Annotated in this window: 20 protein-coding genes; 4 read left to right on the plus strand and 16 right to left on the minus strand. The window is 65.5% G+C overall.

From position 1 onward, the window contains the following. Positions 1-62: 62 nt before the first annotated feature. The 4 genes from AC1Q5W_RS12545 to AC1Q5W_RS12560 are packed head-to-tail and all read right to left on the minus strand — an operon-like array spanning position 63 to position 3,872. Complete coding sequence (locus tag AC1Q5W_RS12545) at positions 63-746, minus strand: histidine phosphatase family protein (RefSeq protein ID WP_492644947.1); 684 nt, start codon at positions 744-746, stop codon at positions 63-65. A gap of 59 nt (positions 747-805) precedes the next feature. Beyond that, a complete protein-coding gene (locus AC1Q5W_RS12550; protein ID WP_492646157.1) occupies positions 806-1,741 on the minus strand; it encodes a PhzF family phenazine biosynthesis protein in 936 nt (311 codons plus the stop codon). Further along, positions 1,738-2,943, minus strand: a complete 1,206-nt coding sequence (locus tag AC1Q5W_RS12555) for an aminotransferase-like domain-containing protein (protein ID WP_492644948.1) — start codon at positions 2,941-2,943, stop codon at positions 1,738-1,740. Before AC1Q5W_RS12555 ends, AC1Q5W_RS12550 begins: the two co-directional genes overlap by 4 nt. Beyond that, on the minus strand, positions 2,940-3,872 hold the full coding sequence (locus tag AC1Q5W_RS12560; protein WP_492644949.1) for a DMT family transporter: 933 nt from the start codon (positions 3,870-3,872) through the stop codon (positions 2,940-2,942). The genes AC1Q5W_RS12555 and AC1Q5W_RS12560 overlap by 4 nt, the downstream gene beginning before the upstream one ends. A gap of 167 nt (positions 3,873-4,039) precedes the next feature. Here AC1Q5W_RS12560 and AC1Q5W_RS12565 point away from each other — a divergent pair, with 167 nt between their 5' ends. Then, the gene (locus AC1Q5W_RS12565) at positions 4,040-5,473 is read left to right on the plus strand and encodes an aminotransferase-like domain-containing protein (RefSeq protein WP_492644950.1); all 1,434 of its coding nucleotides are present in this window, start codon (positions 4,040-4,042) and stop codon (positions 5,471-5,473) included. Positions 5,474-5,494: 21 nt separating this feature from the next. On the opposite strand, the gene AC1Q5W_RS12570 is transcribed toward AC1Q5W_RS12565, so the two are convergent. The 12 genes from AC1Q5W_RS12570 to flgB form a co-directional block, all read right to left on the minus strand. Then, on the minus strand, positions 5,495-6,709 hold the full coding sequence (locus tag AC1Q5W_RS12570; protein ID WP_492644951.1) for an HDOD domain-containing protein: 1,215 nt from the start codon (positions 6,707-6,709) through the stop codon (positions 5,495-5,497). A gap of 4 nt (positions 6,710-6,713) precedes the next feature. After that, positions 6,714-7,964 (minus strand): flagellar hook-associated protein FlgL, encoded by a 1,251-nt coding sequence (flgL, locus tag AC1Q5W_RS12575; RefSeq protein WP_492644952.1) that lies wholly within the window; start codon positions 7,962-7,964, stop codon positions 6,714-6,716. Between the two features lie 24 nt (positions 7,965-7,988). Continuing rightward, positions 7,989-9,932: a flagellar hook-associated protein FlgK gene (gene flgK, locus AC1Q5W_RS12580; protein ID WP_492644953.1), complete on the minus strand. Its 1,944-nt coding sequence runs from the start codon at positions 9,930-9,932 to the stop codon at positions 7,989-7,991. Between the two features lie 12 nt (positions 9,933-9,944). Then, positions 9,945-10,820, minus strand: coding sequence for a flagellar assembly peptidoglycan hydrolase FlgJ (flgJ, locus tag AC1Q5W_RS12585; protein ID WP_492644954.1), 876 nt, complete (start codon positions 10,818-10,820; stop codon positions 9,945-9,947). A 1-nt stretch (position 10,821) separates the two neighbouring features. Next, positions 10,822-11,964, minus strand: coding sequence for a flagellar basal body P-ring protein FlgI (locus AC1Q5W_RS12590; RefSeq protein WP_492644955.1), 1,143 nt, complete (start codon positions 11,962-11,964; stop codon positions 10,822-10,824). A 66-nt stretch (positions 11,965-12,030) separates the two neighbouring features. Continuing rightward, positions 12,031-12,738 (minus strand): flagellar basal body L-ring protein FlgH, encoded by a 708-nt coding sequence (locus AC1Q5W_RS12595; protein WP_492644956.1) that lies wholly within the window; start codon positions 12,736-12,738, stop codon positions 12,031-12,033. An 8-nt stretch (positions 12,739-12,746) separates the two neighbouring features. Next, entirely contained in the window at positions 12,747-13,529 is a 783-nt protein-coding gene (gene flgG / locus AC1Q5W_RS12600; protein WP_492644957.1) for a flagellar basal-body rod protein FlgG, read from the minus strand. 39 nt (positions 13,530-13,568) lie between these two features. Then, positions 13,569-14,309 carry a flagellar basal-body rod protein FlgF gene (gene flgF / locus AC1Q5W_RS12605; protein ID WP_492644958.1) on the minus strand — a complete coding sequence of 247 codons (741 nt, stop codon included), beginning with the start codon at positions 14,307-14,309 and terminating at the stop codon, positions 13,569-13,571. 16 nt (positions 14,310-14,325) lie between these two features. Beyond that, entirely contained in the window at positions 14,326-15,576 is a 1,251-nt protein-coding gene (flgE, locus tag AC1Q5W_RS12610) for a flagellar hook protein FlgE (RefSeq protein WP_492644959.1), read from the minus strand. A 42-nt stretch (positions 15,577-15,618) separates the two neighbouring features. Continuing rightward, entirely contained in the window at positions 15,619-16,275 is a 657-nt protein-coding gene (locus AC1Q5W_RS12615; protein ID WP_492644960.1) for a flagellar hook assembly protein FlgD, read from the minus strand. Positions 16,276-16,291: 16 nt separating this feature from the next. After that, a complete protein-coding gene (gene flgC / locus AC1Q5W_RS12620; protein ID WP_492644961.1) occupies positions 16,292-16,696 on the minus strand; it encodes a flagellar basal body rod protein FlgC in 405 nt (134 codons plus the stop codon). Positions 16,697-16,726: 30 nt separating this feature from the next. After that, on the minus strand, positions 16,727-17,167 hold the full coding sequence (gene flgB / locus AC1Q5W_RS12625; RefSeq protein WP_492644962.1) for a flagellar basal body rod protein FlgB: 441 nt from the start codon (positions 17,165-17,167) through the stop codon (positions 16,727-16,729). Between the two features lie 219 nt (positions 17,168-17,386). On the opposite strand from flgB, the gene flgA reads away from it, so the two are divergent. The 3 genes from flgA to AC1Q5W_RS12640 all read left to right on the plus strand — a co-directional run bounded on the left by flgA (position 17,387) and on the right by AC1Q5W_RS12640 (position 18,977). Next, positions 17,387-18,130: a flagellar basal body P-ring formation chaperone FlgA gene (gene flgA / locus AC1Q5W_RS12630; protein ID WP_492644963.1), complete on the plus strand. Its 744-nt coding sequence runs from the start codon at positions 17,387-17,389 to the stop codon at positions 18,128-18,130. 94 nt (positions 18,131-18,224) lie between these two features. Continuing rightward, a complete protein-coding gene (gene flgM / locus AC1Q5W_RS12635) occupies positions 18,225-18,557 on the plus strand; it encodes a flagellar biosynthesis anti-sigma factor FlgM (RefSeq protein WP_492644964.1) in 333 nt (110 codons plus the stop codon). Between the two features lie 39 nt (positions 18,558-18,596). Beyond that, positions 18,597-18,977 carry a hypothetical protein gene (locus AC1Q5W_RS12640; RefSeq protein WP_492644965.1) on the plus strand — a complete coding sequence of 127 codons (381 nt, stop codon included), beginning with the start codon at positions 18,597-18,599 and terminating at the stop codon, positions 18,975-18,977. Positions 18,978-18,986 lie beyond the last annotated feature (9 nt).

Below are 18,986 nucleotides of genomic sequence, written 5' to 3' on the forward strand. Positions count from 1 at the left end.
GTCATGCGGTGCCGGTTATTAGGTGCCGGCTCGGGGCGGGATGCGGGCCAGGCCGGTGCGTTTTACGCGTAGGTGATCCAGGACGCGTGTTCGGCGCTGTCCAGGTGCGGCAGCGTGTTGAACGTGATCAGCACGTGGCGCTTGGGGGTGAAGGCGAACTCGGTGATGGCGCTGTTGCGGATGCGCATGTTGAGCTCGATCGTGGTCTCGGGAGCGGTCCCCAGGATGTGACCCACCGCCGTGGAGATGGGGCCGCCGCTGCTGACGAGGAGCACGTTGCCAGTGTGGTGTTTGCGGACATGGTTCAGCGCGCCGGTCACGCCGTGCACGAACTCCGCGTAGCTGGGCATGCCGTGGGGGCTGATGACGCCATTCATCCACTGGGCCAGCCCGTCGCGCAGCATGCGGAAATGCTGCTTGTAGCCCTCGGGGGTGGTGGGTTTTTCCAGCGCATGCGGGCAGATGGCGGCAATCACCGCTTCGCTGCTGTATTCGTTGAGGCCTTCCCAGGTTAGGGGCTCGGGGCTGGTCGGCACGGTGTCGGTGCCCATGCCTTCGCGGATGCCGGCATAGGTCTGGATCTGCCGTTTCAGGGTGCCAGTGAGGACGGCCTCGAAGTTCAGCCCCTTTTGCCTGAAGTACTCACCCAGGCGCACGCTTTGGCGTTGGCCCAGTTCGCTCAGGTTGTCGTAATCGTCGGCTCCGAAAGAAGCCTGCCCGTGGCGCACCAGATAGAGATTTCCCATGGGGGGAATCTACGCGACATCCCCGCCTCGCCCATGTCCTGCCTGCGACAGGCCGGGGTTCACAGGGTGACCTGGCCGTCGATGCAGGTGACCGACTCCCCGCCTACCCAGACCTGGCCGCTGGCGTCGCGCTCAACCCAGACCCGGCCCTCGCGCCCCAGGCAGGTGCCCTGGCTGGCCAGGTAGCGCGCAGGAGCGTGGCCGTCGGCTATCAGCCACTGGGCCAGGCTGGCGTTGAAGCTGCCGGTCACGGGGTCTTCGAGAATGCCGACGGGCGCGGCAAAGGCGCGCACTTCCACGGTGGGTTCGGGTGTTGCCTCGCCAGGTTCTGCGGCGTGCTCGCCAAAGGCGCGGGCTTCCCGGTTGGATCGCGCTATTAAAACAGGAGCGCCCTGCGCAGTTTCCACGGCTGCTACGCCCACTTTCAGCCCCAAATTCTTGAGCTCCAAGTGGTCGGGTGTGAGTTGTAGCACGGTCTGCACGCTGTCGAGCAGCAGGCCTAGCCAGACCGGCCCGTTGTCCAGCATCTGGGCCGCCACGATGTGGTGGGCCTTCAGCCCCAGCGCGGCGGCCACCTTGGCCAGCAGCATGGGGCTGGGCGCGCTGCGCGTGAGCGGCGGCGCGGCGAAGGCCAGCCGGGGCCCCTCCCGGCGAATGGCCACGAGCCCGACCTGGCACTCCTGCACGATGTGCTGTGCCGCACGGGGCTGGCCGCCGGCCTGCAGCCAGGCGTGGCAGCTGCCCAGTGTGGGATGGCCGGCAAAGGGCAACTCGTTGCCGGGGGTGAAGATGCGCACGCGGTAGTCGGCGCCGCCCTGGCGCCCGGCCTCGGTGGGCGGCAGCAGGAAGGTGGTTTCCGACAGGTTGGTCCACTGGGCGAAGCGCTGCATGGCCGCATCGCTCAGGCCCGTGCCGTCCAGCACCACGGCCAGCGGATTGCCCAGGTAGGGCTGGGCGGTAAAGACGTCGACTTGCTTGAAAGGCCGGGGCATCAGGACCCCCCTTGGTGTTCGCGGATGGTTGCCGCCAGCGCGGCCACCCCGCGGCGGATTTCTTCCACACTGGGCGTGACAAAGGACAGGCGCACGGTGCGCGGGTCGGCGTGGTCGGCGTAGAAGGCAGCACCGGGCACGAAGGCCACGCCCTTGTCCACTGCGTGGGGCAGCAGGTCGACGGCGTTCATGCCCTCGGGCAGCCGGGCCCACAGGAACATGCCCCCGTCGGGCGTGTTCCAGCTCACGCCGGCGGGCATGTCCTGCGCCAGGGCCTGCAGCATGGCGTCGCGCTGGGTCTTGTACAGCGCGCGGATGGTGGGCACGTGGCGGTCCAGGAAACCGTCCTTCATCACTTCGGCCACCAGGCGCTGGTTGAAGCCGGGGCTGTGCAGGTCGGCCGCCTGCTTGGCCTGCAGCAGCTTGGGGTACATGGCCTTGGGCGCCACGATGAAGCCCAGGCGCAGACCCGGTGCCAGCACCTTGGAAAACGATCCCAGGTAGATGCAGCCCTCGGGGTTGCGGGCGGTCAGCGGCAGCGCGGGCGCGTTGTCAAACCACAGGTCGCCATAGGGGTTGTCTTCGATCAGGGGCAAGCCCAGCTCGGCGGCCTTGGCCACCAGCGCGGCGCGGCGCGCCTCGGTCATGGTGCGGCCGGTGGGGTTCTGGAAGTTGGGCAGCACGTAGAGGAAGCGGGCCTTGCGGGCACCGGTGCCCACCTTGTCCGCCAGGTCCGCGATGTCCACGCCGGCGTCATCGCTGGCCACGCTCTCCACTGTGGGTTCCATGGGAGTGAAGGCCTGCAGCGCGCCCAGGTAGGTGGGGGTTTCCACCAGAATGCGGCTGCCTTCGTCGATGAGGATCTTGGCCACCAGGTCCAGGCCCTGCTGCGAGCCGGTGGTGATGAGCACCTGCGCCGGGTCGACCGACCAGGGCAACATGGCGGCCACCAACTCGCGCAGCGGGCCGTAGCCTTCGCTGGCGGCGTATTGCAGGGCGCCCTGTGGGTCGTCGCGCAGCACCTGGGCGCAGGCCGCTTCGAATTCGGCCACCGGGAAGGTCCGCGGCGAGGGCAGGCCACCGGCGAAACTGATGATGCCGGGCTTCTCCGTGACCTTGAGGATTTCACGGATGACGGAGGGGTTCATGCGCTCGGCACGGCGGGCCATGGTCCAGGGGGTTTGGGGCAGATCGTTGGGTTTCATGGGGCATCTCCAGAGCGAATAGGGGGTGTGCGAACGGGCATTTTCTTGCCCACGAACACGGTGGCAATCACGGCCAGGCTAAAGCCGATTGTCACCGCGTCCAGGCGCTCCCCCAAAAGGGGAACCGCAAACAGCATGGACAGAAAGGGTTGTACCAGCTGCACCTGGCTGACGCGCACCGTGCCGCCCAGTGCCAAGCCCCGGTACCAGGCAAAAAAACCCAGCCACATGGAAAAGACCGCCAGGTAGGCCAAGCCCCACCAGGCGGCCGGCTTGAGCGGTGCGGCGGGCCAATTGGCCAGGGACAGGGGCAGCGTCAGGGGGAGCGAGAGCACCAGCGCCCAGCAGATCACGTGTTCCGCCCGCATGTGGTGCGACAGGCGGGCGCCATAGCCGTAGCCCACGGCCGCGCACAGCATGGCGGCCAGCAACAGCAGGTCGGCCCCCTGCAGGGTCGGGCCGCCCGCTGCGCCGTCGCCGTGCAGCATGGCAAACGCCACCACCAGGGCGCTGCCCAGCGCGGCGCACAGCCAGAAGCCGGCGGAGGGCCGCTGGCGGTGCAGCAAGGCGCCCACGGCCGCCGTGGCCAGGGGCAGCACGCCCACGATCACGCTGGCATGCATGGCCGCCACGTGGCGCATGGCCACCGAGGTGAACAGCGGAAAGCCAAACACCACGCCGCCGGCGGTGACGGCCAGCGGCCACCAGTCGGCGCGCCGGGGCAGGCGCGCGCCGGTCGCCAGCAAAAACACGGCGGACAGCGCGCCGGCCACCACCGCCCGTCCGCACGCGATGAAGAAGCCCGACATCTGGGGGGCTTCGGGCGTGCCGGCGGCCAGGCGTGTCATGGGCAGGGTGACCGCAAAAATCACGATGCCCAGCAAACCCAGCCACAGGCCCTTGGTGAGGTTGTGCGTGCGGTGTGTCATCGGATGGGCCGGGGGGCGCCAGAGGCCTCCCCTGTCCGCAAAAGGGTGAATGCTTGCCAGTTCATGCCACAGACTTTATAGTCGAAACCAGCACACTACCAATACACTTATGGCAGGCAAATATTCATCTGTGTGGTTGGTTGTGGCAATACAGGCAGACGCACACCATGCTGATCAAAACCCCCTCGCAATCCCTGACGGAACAGCTGTGCAACCGCTTTGCCGAGCGCATTCGCACCCGCTTGCTGGCCCCCGGGGCACGCTTGCCCTCGGTGCGCCTGTGCGCGCAGCAGCAGGGCGTGAGCCCGTCCACCGTGGTGGCCGCCTATGACCAGCTGCTGGCCCAGGGCCTGATCGAGGCACGCCGGAATCGCGGTTTTTATGTGCGGGAAATGGTTTTGTCGCCCGAATCCATTGCGCAGACAGCTACGAATTCGATAGCAAACCCGGTTGCCGCCGAGGGTTTCCAGGCCTCGCATGTGCCGGTGAATGCCACGGCGCTGATCCGCGGCATGTTCCATGGCAGTTCCGACCAGCCACAGCCCGGCATGGGCGTGTTCCCGGCAGACTGGCTGGAGACCGGCTTCATGTCCACGGCCGTGCGCAAGGCCAGCAGCCACCAGGCCCTGCAGTCGTACTCGCTGAATTACGGCGAACCGGCGGGTGACCGCGGCCTGCGCCAGTCGCTGTCACAGAAATTGGCGGCGCTCAACATACCGGCGTCGCCGGCGCAGATCATCACCACGGTGGGCGCCACCCATGCGCTGGACATCGTGAGCCGCACCCTGCTGCGCCCGGGGGATTACGTGATGGTGGAAGAGCCTGGCTGGGCCATCGAGTTTGCGCGGTTGACGGCGCTGGGCATGCGCATCCTGCCGGTGCCCCGGCGCGCTGACGGCCCCGACCTGGAGGTGATGGCGCGCTACTGTGCCCTGCACAGCCCGAAGCTGTTCGTGAGCGTGAGCGTGCTCCACAACCCCACCGGCTTCTGCCTGACGCCGGGCAGCGCGCACCGCGTGCTGCAGCTGGCCAACACGCACAACTTCCACATTGTCGAAGACGACACCTACAGCCACCTGGCGCCCGACCACGCCACCCGCCTGTGCGCGCTGGATGGCCTGCAGCGCACGATCTATGTGAGCGGCTTTGCCAAGATTCTGGCGCCGGGCTGGCGCGTCGGCTACCTGGCTGCGCCGCCGGCGCTGGTGGAGTCCCTGCTCGACACCAAGCTGCTGGCCACCTTGACCACCCCTGCGCTGCTGGAAAAAGCCCTGGCCTGGTGCATTGACCAGGGGCAGTTGCGCCGCCATGCCGCACGCATCCGCGCCCGGCTGGACCAGGCGCGCACCCGCAGCGCGAAGCTGGCCCTGGCGCAGGGCTGCACTTTTGCCGCGCCGCCAGCGGGGCTGTTTGGCTGGGTAGACACGGGAGTGGACACCGATGCTCTGGCGCAGCGCATGCTCGACGAGGGCTATCTGCTGGCTCCCGGTGGCCTGTTCCACGCCGAGCGCCAACCCAGCACGCTGATGCGCATCAACTTCACCTCCACGCAGGACGCGCAGTTCTGGGACGCGTTCGGCCGCCTGCGCGCCGAGCAGTAGCGCCGCTTCCCGCGTGGGGGGTCAGATGCCCGCCAGCGTGCGCAGCAAGGCGCGGTTGACTTCGTCGGCCGGCAGGGCATGGGCCTGGCAGACGTCGCGGATCATGCGGGTATTGGACGATTCCAGCGCGCAGGCGACCTCCAGCCAGGGCGCGTAGGGGCCGGACTGGCCGACCACCGCCGAGGCAATGCGCCCGGGCAACGGCAACCGGTGGATGGCGGCGCCCAGGGGCTCGCCCAGCAGCAGGTCGAGCTGCGAAAAGATGCCGCACAGGAACACCTCGCGGCGCAGATCGTCTTCGATGCCGGCGTCGGCCAGCTGTTCCATGGTGCGTGCGCGCAAGACCATGTGGGCGCGCACAGGGTCCAGGTTGGGGTCGTTGCTGGCTTGGGGCAGCTGCTCGACCAGCCAGGCGCGCAGCCGGGCGTAGCCCAGGGCCATCAGACCCTGGCGGATCGTTCCCACTTCGGCTTTCAGCGCCAGATGGGCGGAGTTGGCGTAGCGCAGGAAACGGTAGGCCAGCAGGGGTTCATTGCCCAGGTGCTGCTCCAGGGTTTCCAGTGACTCGTCGGCGTCGATGGCCTGCACCAGCGCCATCAGCAGGTGGCGCGCGGGCTGGATCTGGCGAAAGCGGTAGGCGTGCAGGATTTCTTCCACGGGCCAGCCGGCGACGCCCCAGACCCCCTGCTGGTCCAGCGCGTGCTCGACCAGCGCCTGGCTGGCCAGCCCCTGGTAGATGCTGCCGGGCACGACGGGGCTGGGAGCGGCGTCTGGCGTGCCGCCTTGCGGGTGCTGGCGCAGGGACACCCGCAGGGCGGCCAGTGCTTCGTGGGGTGTCAGGGTGCGCAGCGTCTGGTGGAACCAGCCGGCCAGTGCGGGCGCGGGCGACTGGCCGGCGTCACCCGTCCACACCAGCGGCAGCCCGCGCTGGTGGGCCGCGCGGACCCGCGCCGCCAGCAGGGGGTCCGATAGCACGTGGTCCGGCACCTCGACCCACAGGCCGCGCGCGGGGGCATGGTCCAGCAGGTCGCTCAGGAGCGCGGGTGACTGCACGCTCAGCAGCAGGGTGGGCGATGCGGCCGACCACAGGGCCGCGAGGGCGTCCAGCAGGTGGGTGGCGTCCACCGCACTGCTGCTGTCGGCCGCGACGAACAGGCGCACGCCTGCGCATTGGCGCCGCAGGTTCCAGATGGGCTCGTAGCCTAGCGTGATGCTGCCAAGAACCGACTGGGCCACGACGCTAACCGATGTAGTTGAACAGCGACAGTTTCTGGACCTGGGCGTACGACTGCAGCGCGGCCTGGTATGCGGTCTGCTGCTGCTGGAAGTCGGAGATGCCCTTGGTCATGTCCAGATCCTCGGCGCGCGAGCGGTCGGCCTCCAGCTGGATGCTGCGTTTTTCCTGGGTGGTAGTGATGCGGTCGGCACGGTTGAGCAAGTCGCCGGCCAGGCCTCGCACCGCGGATACGCGGGACATGCCGATGTCGATGTTGTTGAGCGCCTGGTTGACCGCCTGGATGGCGGCGTTGCTGTCGGTGGCGGTGCCGATGTCGCGGATGGCGTTGTCGAGCACGCTGAAAACACTGGGGCTGGGGTTGATGGACAGCGTGTCGCCGACGGCCGGCGCGCCTTTGATGCTCAGTGACAGCCCGGGCATGCCAGCAACGGCGATGTTGGCGGCCTGTCCGGTCGGATAGCCGGGTGCGGTCTGGGCCGTCACGGTTCCGGGTGGCGTTGCCGTCACGTTGTAGGACACGGTCGTGGTGCCGGGAACGGTCGTGGTGTCCACGGCGGTGATGGCAATCGCGTAGGACGCGCCCGTCACGGCGGCCGCGTTGGTGACCGTGACCGCGCTGGTCTGCATCTGGTGGGTTGGCGCAACGGCGGCGACCGATACGTTGTAAACCCCGTCGCGGGCCGGCTGGTGCATAAAGGCGCTGTCGCCATCCAGGGTGAACGGAATGGACACGTCGCTGCTGGAAGACTGTCCGGGCAGGCCGTTGAAGGTGTAGTCGGATGGAAGGGCCTGCGGGCCGACAAACGGCGCCAGTGCACTGCCCAGCCCGCTGAACAGGGGAAGGCCATTGGTGTCTTTGCGGTTGGACAGCGCCAGTACCTGGTCGCGCAGCCCCATCAGCTGGGCGGCAATGGTCTTGCGGTCCTGCGCCGTCTGGGTGCCGTTGCCCGCACTGGCCACCAGTTCGCGGAAGTTCTGCAGGGTCTGGGATACATCACCCAGCGTGCTTTCGGCCGAGGCAATGGCGTTGCGCTGTGCTTCCAGCGCGCGCTGGTCGGTCTGGATGCGGGTGATGCGGGTCATGGCCCGCTCGGCCTGCGCGGCACCGGTGGGGTCGTCGCTGGCGCGGACCACTTTCTTGCCCGACGAGAGGTTTTCTTGCAGGGTGGACAGGGCCGACTGGCGGATCTGCAGGTTGTGCAGCGCATTGTCGTAGGTGTTGGCCGATCCGATTCGGGAAAAAGCTGTTGCCATGGTGGGTGCTCCTGCTCAATGCCCTTAGCGGGTCATGCTTTGCATCAGGGTATCAAAAATATTGTTGGCAATCTGGATCATTTTGGCCGATGCCTGGTAGGCCTGCTGGAACTGCAGCAGCTTGGAGGCCTCTTCGTCCAGATTGACGCCGGAAACGCTGGTGCGGTCGCGCTCAAGATTGACGGCGATGGTGTCGGACACCTGTGCCGCGTACCCGGCACTTTGGACGCGGATGCCAATCTGGGACATCAGGCCGGCATAGCCATCGGTCAGCGCGGCGCCATCGAATACGGCCTTGTCGCGCAGGTTCAGCATGGCGCTGGCATTGCCGGCGCTGGTCGTGGGGTAGGGGTTGGCTTCGACGGTGAAGGTGTCGCCGGCGTTGGGAGATCCCTGCAGGGTCAGCGACCACTCGGACAGCGGTGTGGTCGCAGGGACCGTGCCTTCAATCGCCTGACCGGGCGTGTAGGTGAACGGACTCAGCGGACCCACGTAGTCGCTGCGCGTATAGGTGTTGGGCCCGGTGAATGTCAGGGTGACCGGAACGTTGGCCGGGGGATTGCTGCGCGCAGCCAGGCTCAGCTGCTGCATGCTGCCGGTGTTGCCGGAGCCCATGAGACCCGCCACCGGGCTGGCGACAGCCAGTGCACGGGGCGTGGAGAACACGCTGGTGACGTTGCTGGCCGACGTGCTGTAGGGCTTGATCAGGAACCGGTCGCCAGCGACGGGGGCGCCACCCAGCGAAATATTGAGGCCGTCCAGCGTGGCCAGGATGGGGGCCGTAGTGGGCGGGACTTGCGGAAAGTTGACGACCATGCCGTCCGAGCGGCGGGTAATGGTGCCCGTCGCCGCGCCGGTGAAGTTCACGTCGTAGTCCGATGCCGCAAACTGGGTCGAATCACTGATGGACAGCGTCAGCACGCCCGTTCCGGCGTTCACCACAGCCGGAGAAACGGGAGTCAGCACATTGCTGCCCGTGAATACGGTGGGGCTGAACAGGTTGCCGCCGACCTTGCCGTCCAGATCCAGCCCCAGCTTGTGCTGGGCGTTCATGGTCTCGGTCACGGCCATGGTGAGCCGTCCGAGCAGATTGCGACCTTCGGCCAGATCGGTGTTCTGAAAGCGCAGCAGGCCGGGCACTTCGCCGCCGCCGAGCGCATTTTCATCCAGCGTTGTGGTCTGGCCGTTGCGTTGTATGGTGAGCTTGCTCTTGAGCTGGTCGCCGAAGTCGTCGCTGCCAATCGCCACGGTGGCGGCGCTGGCGCCCAGGACCAGGGCCTGGCTGCCGCCAATGAAAATGCCGACCGTGCCATCGTCGGCCGGGACCGAGGAGGTCTGCACGTACTGGTTGAGTTCGCGCACCAGCTGGTCGCGTTTGTCCAGCAAGTCGTTGGGGGGTTGTCCAGAGCCCTGGGCGCGGGCAATTTGCTGGTTGACCCCGGCAATGCCCTGGGCCAGGCTGTTGATGACGGTGACCTTCTGGTCCAGCTCCTGCTTCACGCCGATCTGCAGGTCGTCCAGACTCTGGGAGGCGGAGCGCAGGCGCGACGCGGTCTCGTCCACCTTGGTGAGCACCACGGAGCGGGCGGTCAGGTCGGTGGGGGCATTGGCCACGTCGGAAAACGCGTTGAGCATGTCGCTGATGGACGCGCCCAGGCCGCTGGCGCCGCCTGGGAAAATGCCTTCGAGTTGCTTGAGCTTGTCCGAGCGCGCGTTGTCAGCGGACTGCGTGGCGGTCGCCATGGCGGACTGGCGGGTCAGGAATTCACTGAAATTGCGCTGGATGGTCTGGATGTCCACACCCTTGCCGATGTAGCCACCGCCGGTGAACTGGCCTTCCACGGTCTTGAGAACGACCTGCTGGCGCGAGTAGCCCGGGGTGTTGACGTTGGCAATGTTGTTGCCGGCGGTTTGCAGTGCAACCTGGTTGACTTGCATCGCCCGGGTGCCAATGTTGAGTAAGCCCATGGTGGTCCTCGATCAAGCCTGTGCACGCCGGATTTGCAGCGTGGTATTGATGGCGCGGCTGAGTTTGGCCGCGTATTCCGGGTCGGTGGCATAGCCGGCCTTCTGCAGCCCGCTGGCGTAGGCGTGGGCCGAACCGGTCTGTTCGCGCGCCTTGGCATAGCGGGGACTCTCGGAAATCAGGCGGGCATAGTCCTTGAAGGAGTCCGCGTAGGAGTCGTAGGCGCGAAACCGCGCGACCCGTTTCTGGGCGGTGCCGTTGACATATTCGGTGGTGGTGACTTCTGCCACCTTGCCGGTCCAGTTGGCCCCGGCCTTGATGCCAAACAGGTTGTGGGACGGAGACCCGTCCTTGAGCTTGATCTGGTGCTTGCCCCAACCGGTTTCGTGGCCGGCCTGCCCGAGCATGAAGCTGGCGGGAATGCCGCTGGTCTGCGCAACCTCGTTGGCGACCTTGGAATGCTGCTGCACGAAGTCCGACTGGCTTTCGGTCGGCGCCCGCGCGGTCCTGCTGACCGTGGGGCGTACCGGTGTGGCTTTGGCGGGCGCCACGGTGTCGGTCTTGGCCGTGTCGGTGGGCGTGCCCATCTGGCGCTTGAGCTGCTGCGCAATCAGGTCAGACAAGCCGCCGGGCTGGCCGGACATCTGCACGGCAAACTGCTGGTCGAGCAGATCGGTGCCCAAATCCCCACCGGGGCTGTCGAGCATGCCCGATTTCACGGTGGCTTCGCGCATGCTCTTGAGCAGTTCGCGCATGAAGAGGGACTCAAATTGTTTGGCCGCCTCCTGGATGGCCTGCGGGCTGCTCTTGCCCGCTTCCATTTTGAGTCCGCCCAGCGACTGGGCGTCGGCGGCCAGTGCCTGGGAGTTGGAGATGGCGCCAAAGCTCATGTCAGATGACCTCCAGCTCGGCGTTGAGGGCTCCTGCCGCCTTGATGGCCTGCAGGATGGCCAGCAGGTCTTGCGGCGTGGCCCCCAGCGCGTTCAGGGCCTTCACCACATCGGCCAATTGGGCGGAGGCGGGCACCTGGATGAGTTTGCCGGCCTCCTGCTTGATTTCGATATTGGACTTTTCCTGGACCACGGTCTGACCACCCGAAAACGCATTGGGCTGGCTGATGACGGGGGTGGACGAGATGCTGACCGACAGGTTGCCGTGGGCAATGGCACAGGCGCCCAGGGAAACGGCCTGGTTGAGCACGATGGAGCCGGTGCGGGAATTGATGATGACTTTGGCCGCGGCCACTGAGGGTTGTACCGGCAGCTCTTCCATTTCGGCCAGGAAGCTGACGCGTGCATCGGGGTTGGGGGGGGCCTGCACCTGCACGGTGCGGCCATCCAGGGCCCGGGCCACGCCCTCGCCAAACCGGCGGTTGACCGCCTGGGCGACCCGGTGCGCGGTCTGGAAGTCGGAGGCATTGAGACTCAGGTTGACGCTGGAGCCCTCTTGCAGGGAGGTCGGAACGGCACGTTCCACCTGGGCGCCGTCGGGGATGCGTCCGGCGCTCAGGTGGTTCACCTGAACCTTGCTGCCACCGGCGGCGGCACCTGCACCGGCCACGATCAGATTGCCCTGTGCCAGGGCATAGACCTCGCCATCGGCGCCCTTGAGCGGTGTGGCGATCAGGGTGCCGCCCTTGAGCGACTTGGCGTTGCCCAGGGAGGAGACGTTGATGTCCAGCAGCTGGCCCGGCCGGGCAAAGGCGGGCAACTGTGCGGTGACCAGCACGGCGGCCACGTTTTTCATCTGCAATTGGGCAAGCGACGCGGGAGACAGCGTCAGACCCAGCTGCTGCATGTAGTTGTTCAGGCCCTGGGTGGTGTAGGGCATCTGCGTGGTCTGGTCGCCGGTGCCGTCCAGGCCCACCACCAGGCCAAATCCGGTCAGCTGGTTGCTGCGAACGCCTTCAATGGAGGCCACTTCCTTGATGCGGGTAGCGTGTGCCAGCCCCGAAGTGGCCAGGCACAGCGCCAGACACAGCTGACCCCAGTGCCGGAGGCCGGTGCGGATTGCCAGAGTAGTCCAGGTATTCATGTGCTGAGTATTCCTTCGGGTCGATCCAACTGGATCGGTTACCCCTCGGCACTATTCTGGATAACTTTAGAACGGCTGAAAGCTCAAAAAGAACCGGGATAACCAGCCAACTGTCTGGGCTTCGCCCTGGGCACCCCGTCCGCGGGACTCTACCCGGACATTGGCGACCTGGGTCGAGTTCACGACGCCACCGGCCTGCACCAGGCGGGGGTCCACGGTGCCCGAGAAGCGCAACACGTCGACGTTCTGGTTTACGCCAATCTGTTTTTCACCCGTGACCACCATGTGGCCGTTGGGCAGGACTTCCATGACCGTTGCCGTGATGGAACCGGTAAAGGTGTTGGCGCTTTCGGTTCCGCCCTTGCCCGAGAAATTGTTGTTGGTGGTGGCGCCGACACCGAGTTTGGACAGGCCTGCCAGCGTCTGGTCCGGCAGGGCTGTGATGTTGGAGTCGATGGACGTATTGCGGTTGACCGTGGAGGTGGACTTCTGGCTTGCGGTCACGTTTTCCACGATCAGGATGGTGACGGTGTCGCCCACGTTGCGGGCGCGGCGGTCTTCGAAGGACGGCCGGTAGCCCACCGACTGGAACAGGCTGCCCGTGGCAGGCCGGGCCATGGCGCCGGACTGCGCGGGAATCGGGCTGGCTTTGGGTTCGGCAAAGTCCACCACCGCCTTTTGCGGCAGCTGCTGGCAGGCACTGCACAGCAGGCTGACGGCGGCCACCAGCACGCCGGTGCGCAGCGCGCCGGCCGGGAAAAGGAAATCGTGCATGGCGCGCCTCACAGTTGGCCGAGTTTCTGCAGCATCTGGTCCGAGGTCTGGATGGCCTTGGAGTTCATCTCGTAGGCGCGCTGGGTCTGGATCATGGTTACCAGCTCCTGCACCACGTTGACGTTGGAGGTTTCCACAAACCCCTGCATCAGGGAGCCCATTCCGTTGGTGCCGGCCGTGGCCGCATTGGGCTGGCCGGACGCGGCTGTTTCGGCGTAGATGTTCTGCCCCTTGGGCTCCAGGCCGGCCGGGTTGATGAAGCCGGCCAGTGTGATGGTGCCAATGGGCTGCGGCGCCGTGGCGCCGGGAATGGTGGCCGAGACGGCGCCATCCGCGCTGACCGTGACGCTGGTGGCGTTGCTGGGAACGGTAATGCCGCTGGCCACGGGCAGGCCGCCGGAGGTCACCAGGCGCCCCTGGTTGTCGATCTGGAAGGCGCCGTCACGGGTATAGCCGGTGGTGCCGTCTGGCATGGTGAGCTGGAAAAAGCCGTTGCCCTGGATCGCCACGTCCAGGTTGTTGCCGGTCTGCTGCAGGTTGCCCTGCGAGAAATTGCGGCTGGTGGCCACGGTGCGAACCCCCAAGCCCACCTGCAAGCCGGTGGGTAAGGTGGACTGCTCCGACGTGTTGGAGCCGACCTGGCGCAGGTTCTGGTACATCAGGTCTTCGAAGACCGCGTGCGATTTCTTGAAACCGTTGGTCGATACGTTGGCCAGGTTGTTGGAGATGACGTCCAGCTGCATCTGCTGGGCTTCCATGCCGGTTTTCGATATCCACAGTGAGTTGATCATGGCAAATTTCCGTAGTGGTTGCGTGCGTCGGGTGGGGGCTTAGCCTTGCAGGCCGAGTAGTTGTCCGGCTGAGCGGTCGTTGGACTCGGCCGATTGCATCAAGCGCATCTGCGCTTCAAACTGGCGTGCGGTCTGGATCATGCCCACCATGGTCTCGATGGGGTTGACGTTGGAGCCTTCCAGTGCGCCGACCTGCAGCCGGGCGTTTTCATCGGCGTTGAGCGGGTCGCCGGACACGGAGCGGAACAGTCCGTCGTCACTGCGTTTGATGGGGTCGTCGGCGGTCGGGGTCACCATTTTCAGGCGCCCGATGGTGTTGGCGGGCTGGTTGCCGACCTTGGCGCTGATGTTGCCATCGTGGCCAATGGAGAGCTCGGCGCCGGCGGGTACGGTGATCGGGGAGCCCCCGTTGGCCAGCACCGGCAGTCCGCTGCCCGTGACCAGGGTGCCGTCCGGCGACACATCAAAGTGGCCGTTGCGGGTGTAGGCTTCCGTGCCGTCGAGTCCCTGCACGGAAAACCAGGCGTTGCCGGTGGTCATGGCGTCCATGCTGCGGTCGGTGCGCTGGGCTGCGCCGGGGGTGTCCAGGTAGCCGGCGGTGGCTTCCAGGGCAAAGACCCGGGTGGTGGCGCCATCGCCGCGCAGGGGCACGGCCCGGTAGGTGGCCATTTCGGCGCGGAACCCGTTGGTGGAGGCGTTGGCCAGGTTGTTGGACAGGACCGCCTGGCGGCTGGCGGCCGCGTTGGCACCTGTCATTGCCGTGTAGATGAGGCGGTCCATGGTGAGCTACTCCGGGTTAACGCAGGTTGACCAGGGTCGACATGATCTGGTCCTGGGTTTTGATGGTCTGCGCGTTGGCCTGGTAGTTGCGCTGGGCGGTCATCATGTTGACCAGTTCACCGGTCAGGTCCACGTTGGACTCTTCCAGGGCGCCGGAGCGCAGCTCGCCAAATTTGCCGATCCCTGCAGAGCCCAGAACGCTCTGTCCGGAGGCAAACGTTTCCAGATAGGTGCCGCTGCCTACCGGTGCCAAACCCTGCACGTTGCGGAAGTCGGCCAGTGCAATCTTGCCGCGGGCCTGGGTCTGTCCGTTGGAGTAGCGGGTGGTGATGACGCCGGAGGGGTCGATGTTGACGCCGACCAGTTCACCCGAGGTATAGCCGTCCTGCGTCAGATTGGACACATTGAAGGCCGAGCCGTATTCGGTCGCCTTCGACACGTTGGCCGTGACGCTGAACGGCGGCACGATGCTGGGGGCGGCCGGGGTGATCGTCAGGGGAATTTGCCCCAACGCCGTGGCTGCGCCCGCGCCGTCCGTGGTCCCGGTCAACGCGCCGCTTGCATTGAATATCAAGGCGCCAACCTTGGCTGGGGGGGTCGCTCCGTCGTACACGTCCCATTGGTCCGTTCCGGCCGTTGCCGGGGTGACTTTGGTGAAATACAGGTTGACGGGAATGGCCACACCCTGCGAATCGAAGACGGTGACCGATGTGCCGTAGGTGGTCAGCGGGGTGGGCGGGACGACGCTGGCGGCAATCTTGGCGCGTGCGTCCAGGTTGAATTCCGCCGTGATGTTGCTGGTAGCCTGCGCCGCGATGGGGGCGCCCGTAGGAACCTGCATCTTCTGCGTGGTGATGCTGGTGGCGTTGCCTACCAGATCGGTGGGGTAGCCCATCACGTTGGCGCCGGTGTTGGTGATGATGTAGCCGTTCTTGTCCATCTTGAACTGGCCGTCGCGGGTGTAGGCCATGCTGCCATCGGGCTGCGTGAGCTGGAAGAAACCACCGCCATTGATGGCCACATCCAGGCTGTTGCCCGTGATGCTGATGTTGCCTTGGGAGAATTGCTGAGCGATGGTGGCAACGGACACCCCGATGCCTGCGCCCGTGCCGCCGCCGCTGGTGCCCAGGGTCGATGCGACCAAATCCGCAAACTCGGTGCGGGAGGACTTCATGCCCACCGTGTTGGCGTTGGCAATGTTGTTGCCGATGACGTCCAGGCTTTTGCTGGAGGCATTCAATCCGGAGAGACCTGTTTGAAAGCTCATGGTGTGTTCCTCTGTGTTGCGGTGATCGGGTGTTGTTCGGTGTTACAAAATGGAGCGCACGTCGCTGTAGGCAACGGCATCGCGGCCGGCGAGTTCCAGGGACAGGTTGCCGTCCTTGGTGCCGACGGCCACGACGGAATCCAGTGCCAGCGCGGTGGTAGGCACCGCGGTGCCTTTCAGCGAAGCGGTGATCTTGAACGTGGGGCTGCCGGTACCCTGGTAATTGGAGGCATCCCATGTGAAGCCGTGCAGGCCGGCGCCTTGTGCACCCAGTTCGAACTTGTCCAGAACCTGCCCGCCGGGCGACAGGACCTGGACCGAGATGGTGTCGGCGTTGCTGTCGAGGCTGACGGCTCCGGCCGCTACGCCGTTCTTGATGGTCAGGGTATTGGATTCCACCAGGACGCTCTTGCCTACGAGGGCGGCGCCCTGCAGCATCTGCATTCCTGCAAACTGGCTGGACAGGGATTTCACGGTCTCATTGAGTTGCTGGATGCCCGAAACGGTGTTGATCTGCGCCATCTGACTGGTCATCTGGGCGTTGTCCATGGGGTTCATGGGGTCCTGGTTGTTCAGTTGGGCAACCAGGAGTTTCAGGAAACGGTCCTGCTGCGCATCTGCGGTGGTTTGCGCGGTCTTCTGGGACGTCGAGGACGTCAGGGCGGTACTGCTGGTGGTGCTGCTAACGCTGGTGGTCATCTAGGTGCTCCCTGGGTTATTGACCCATTTGAAGGGTCTTGAGCAGCAGCGTTTTTGCCGTGTTCATGACCTCGACGTTGTTCTGGTAAGACCGCGAGGCAGAAATCATGTTGACCATTTCTTCCACGGGGTTGACGTTGGACTGGGTGACATAGCCTTCCGCATCGGCGGAGGGGTGGGAGGGGTTGTGCACGCGATGCAGGGGCGCATTGCTTTCCTGGATGGCGTTGACACGTACGCCGGACGATGCATCGGACCCCATGGGAACGGTTTCAAACACCACCTGGCGGCTTTTGTAGCCCTGGCCATCGGGGCCGGCCACCGCATCGGCGTTGGCCAGATTGCTGGCCACGACGTTGAGCCGCTGTGCCTGCGCGCTGACGGCGCTGCCGGATACGTTGAAGATGGAAAACATGGACATGGTGTGGCTCCGTTGGCGCTGAATCAGGCGTTACTGGCCTTGAATGGCGCTCAAGATCGTCTTGGACTGGCCGTTAATAAAGCGCAGGGTTGCTTCATACCGGACCGAGTTGTCCACGAAGTTGGCGCGCTCCCGGTCCATGTCGACGCTGTTGCCGTCCATGGCCGGTTGTGTCTGCGCCGTGTAGTCCAGTTTGGAGGTTCCCAAGCTGGCGGTGCTGGCCTGCAGCGGGATGTGCCGTGCGTTGGTGAGGCCGCCCGCGGAATTGCCAGAGGGTGCGCTGGGGGCCAGGGATAGCGACGAGCTTTCTCCGGTGGCGGCGCTCAGGGCCTCGTGAAAATTGAAATCCCGGCCCGCGTAGCCGGGCGTATCGGCGTTGGCGATGTTGCTGGCGATGACGCGTTGGCGTTCGGCGCGCAGCACCAAGGCTTTCGATTGAAAGTCCAGCGCGTTGGTCAAATTGGCAAACATAGATCACCTTTGGGTCGGGTATCGAACACTGCGAGTGGGGGCAAACGGTTCGACGTGGGGCAATTATGGGAAAAGCTTTAATTTTTTAGCACGGGAATACAGGGGGGAAAACGGTGCATTTGGGGGGTTTTGCCGGGAGACGGCGGCCTATAGTTGTCTGGCTGGAAGGCTCGGGTCGCGCGGTGTTCGTGACCGGGCCGCCATACCTGGAGATGCACCATGTCCTGTCTGACTCAACCCCGTTCCTTCCTGAGCCGGTGTGCTGCCGCCGTTTGCTGGGTGGGCGCGGTTCTTGCCGCCGGCGCGGCCTGCGCCCAAGGGGGGCCCGCGCCTGACTTGCAGGCGATGACGCAAAGCTGGCTGCGCAACGCGGCCGCGGCGGCCCAGCCCGCCGGTGTTGCCGGCTTGCGCATGGACGTGACGGTTGGCAGCCTGGACAGCCGGCTGAAATTGGCAGCCTGCGGCAATATTGAGCCGTATCTGCCACCGGGATCGAGACTGTGGGGGCGTACCCGGGTCGGCTTGCGCTGCGTGGATGGCGTGAGCCGCTGGAATGTCACCCTGCCCGTGACGGTGAATGCGTATGGACCCGCTTGGGTGGTCAAGAGCCCTGTGCCGTCGGGCGCGGTCCTGACCGAGAACGATCTGGTGGAGGCCGAGGTGAACTGGGCGGAAGACATGAGCCCGGTGCTGCGGGACCGGTCCCTGTGGGTCGGGCAGGTCGCAACCCGGTTGCTGACCACCGGACAGACCTTGCGTCAGGGGATGGTCAAGCCAGCCCAGGTGTTTCAGGCGGGCGCCCAGGTTCGGGTGGTGGCACAAGGCACCGGGTTTCAGATTTCGTCCGACGCTCAGGCGCTGTCGGCCGGTGTGGTGGGGGAGATTGCCCGCGTACGCATGGACAACGGGCGGGTGACATCGGGTGTAGTACTGGATACTCGTACAGTCAAAATCGACCTCTAGCCCCAAAATTTTGTGCAAATAGTTCTAAAGTCAGCCATGATGGTGCCGATAACAATCGTACGAGGCTACGCGTACCGTAGTTTTGGAGAGCACGATGAAAATAGGTCAACCTTCAGATATTCCGGCTTCCGTCACCCAGAGCCAGTCACCTGCAGCCCAGAAATCGGCGCAAGGGGGCAGTGCAGCTGCGGCAGCGGGCGCCAATGCTGCGCAAAGCACCCGCTCTGCCGGGGTCGCCGTTACCGTATCCACGGCCGCCCGGGGTCTGGAGAAATCCAGCCGCAACGAGGCTGCCGATATCGACACCCAGAAAGTCGCAAGCGTGCGTGCCGCCATCCAGGATGGGACCTATGTGGTCAATCCGGAAGCCATCGCCGACAAATTGTTGTCCAACGCACAGGAAATGCTCAACCGAACCACGCGTTGAGTCGGGCCTGTGCACCTAACCAAGTGCAAGGGCCCTGACATGTCACATTCTTTGGTAGATCACCAACTGGACCTCCTTGAACAGCAGTTCAAGGAGGTTTCCGTCGCTGTGGCGGAGGGCGATATAGCCTCGCTGCAGTCGGGTAGCGCCACGTTGCAGCAATTGGCCGTGCAGTTCGTGCAGATGATGGACAGCATGGAGCCAGGCGGTCCGGGGGCTGCGAACCGGGTCCTGCGCGTCAAGGCGCTGGCCCAGGGGTTTCCTGCCCTGCGTGAAAGTCTCCTGCGCCAGTCGGCCTATGTGGAGCAGGCGCTGCAGCTGGTGGTGCCTACCGCTCCCAAAGCGACTTATGCCGACCACAGCCGCTACGGCAGCGGTGCGCGGCAAGCGGGAGCCTTCACGACCGTGCTCTCAGCCTGAGGTGGCCGG

The sequence above is a fragment of the Rhodoferax sp. MLSD5-FHT05B10 genome, assembly GCF_058793415.1.

Coding starts and splice junctions, on each gene's coding strand:
- AC1Q5W_RS12545 (WP_492644947.1), bottom strand. CDS start 746: ATGGGAAATCTCTATCTGGTGCGCCACGGGCAGGCTTCTTTCGGAGCC.
- AC1Q5W_RS12555 (WP_492644948.1), bottom strand. CDS start 2,943: ATGAAACCCAACGATCTGCCCCAAACCCCCTGGACCATGGCCCGCCGT.
- AC1Q5W_RS12560 (WP_492644949.1), bottom strand. CDS start 3,872: ATGACACACCGCACGCACAACCTCACCAAGGGCCTGTGGCTGGGTTTG.
- AC1Q5W_RS12565 (WP_492644950.1), top strand. CDS start 4,040: ATGCTGATCAAAACCCCCTCGCAATCCCTGACGGAACAGCTGTGCAAC.
- flgL (WP_492644952.1), bottom strand. CDS start 7,964: ATGGCAACAGCTTTTTCCCGAATCGGATCGGCCAACACCTACGACAAT.
- flgK (WP_492644953.1), bottom strand. CDS start 9,932: ATGGGCTTACTCAACATTGGCACCCGGGCGATGCAAGTCAACCAGGTT.
- flgJ (WP_492644954.1), bottom strand. CDS start 10,820: ATGAGCTTTGGCGCCATCTCCAACTCCCAGGCACTGGCCGCCGACGCC.
- AC1Q5W_RS12590 (WP_492644955.1), bottom strand. CDS start 11,964: ATGAATACCTGGACTACTCTGGCAATCCGCACCGGCCTCCGGCACTGG.
- AC1Q5W_RS12595 (WP_492644956.1), bottom strand. CDS start 12,738: ATGCACGATTTCCTTTTCCCGGCCGGCGCGCTGCGCACCGGCGTGCTG.
- flgG (WP_492644957.1), bottom strand. CDS start 13,529: ATGATCAACTCACTGTGGATATCGAAAACCGGCATGGAAGCCCAGCAG.
- flgF (WP_492644958.1), bottom strand. CDS start 14,309: ATGGACCGCCTCATCTACACGGCAATGACAGGTGCCAACGCGGCCGCC.
- flgE (WP_492644959.1), bottom strand. CDS start 15,576: ATGAGCTTTCAAACAGGTCTCTCCGGATTGAATGCCTCCAGCAAAAGC.
- AC1Q5W_RS12615 (WP_492644960.1), bottom strand. CDS start 16,275: ATGACCACCAGCGTTAGCAGCACCACCAGCAGTACCGCCCTGACGTCC.
- flgC (WP_492644961.1), bottom strand. CDS start 16,696: ATGTCCATGTTTTCCATCTTCAACGTATCCGGCAGCGCCGTCAGCGCG.
- flgB (WP_492644962.1), bottom strand. CDS start 17,167: ATGTTTGCCAATTTGACCAACGCGCTGGACTTTCAATCGAAAGCCTTG.
- flgA (WP_492644963.1), top strand. CDS start 17,387: ATGTCCTGTCTGACTCAACCCCGTTCCTTCCTGAGCCGGTGTGCTGCC.
- flgM (WP_492644964.1), top strand. CDS start 18,225: ATGAAAATAGGTCAACCTTCAGATATTCCGGCTTCCGTCACCCAGAGC.
- AC1Q5W_RS12640 (WP_492644965.1), top strand. CDS start 18,597: ATGTCACATTCTTTGGTAGATCACCAACTGGACCTCCTTGAACAGCAG.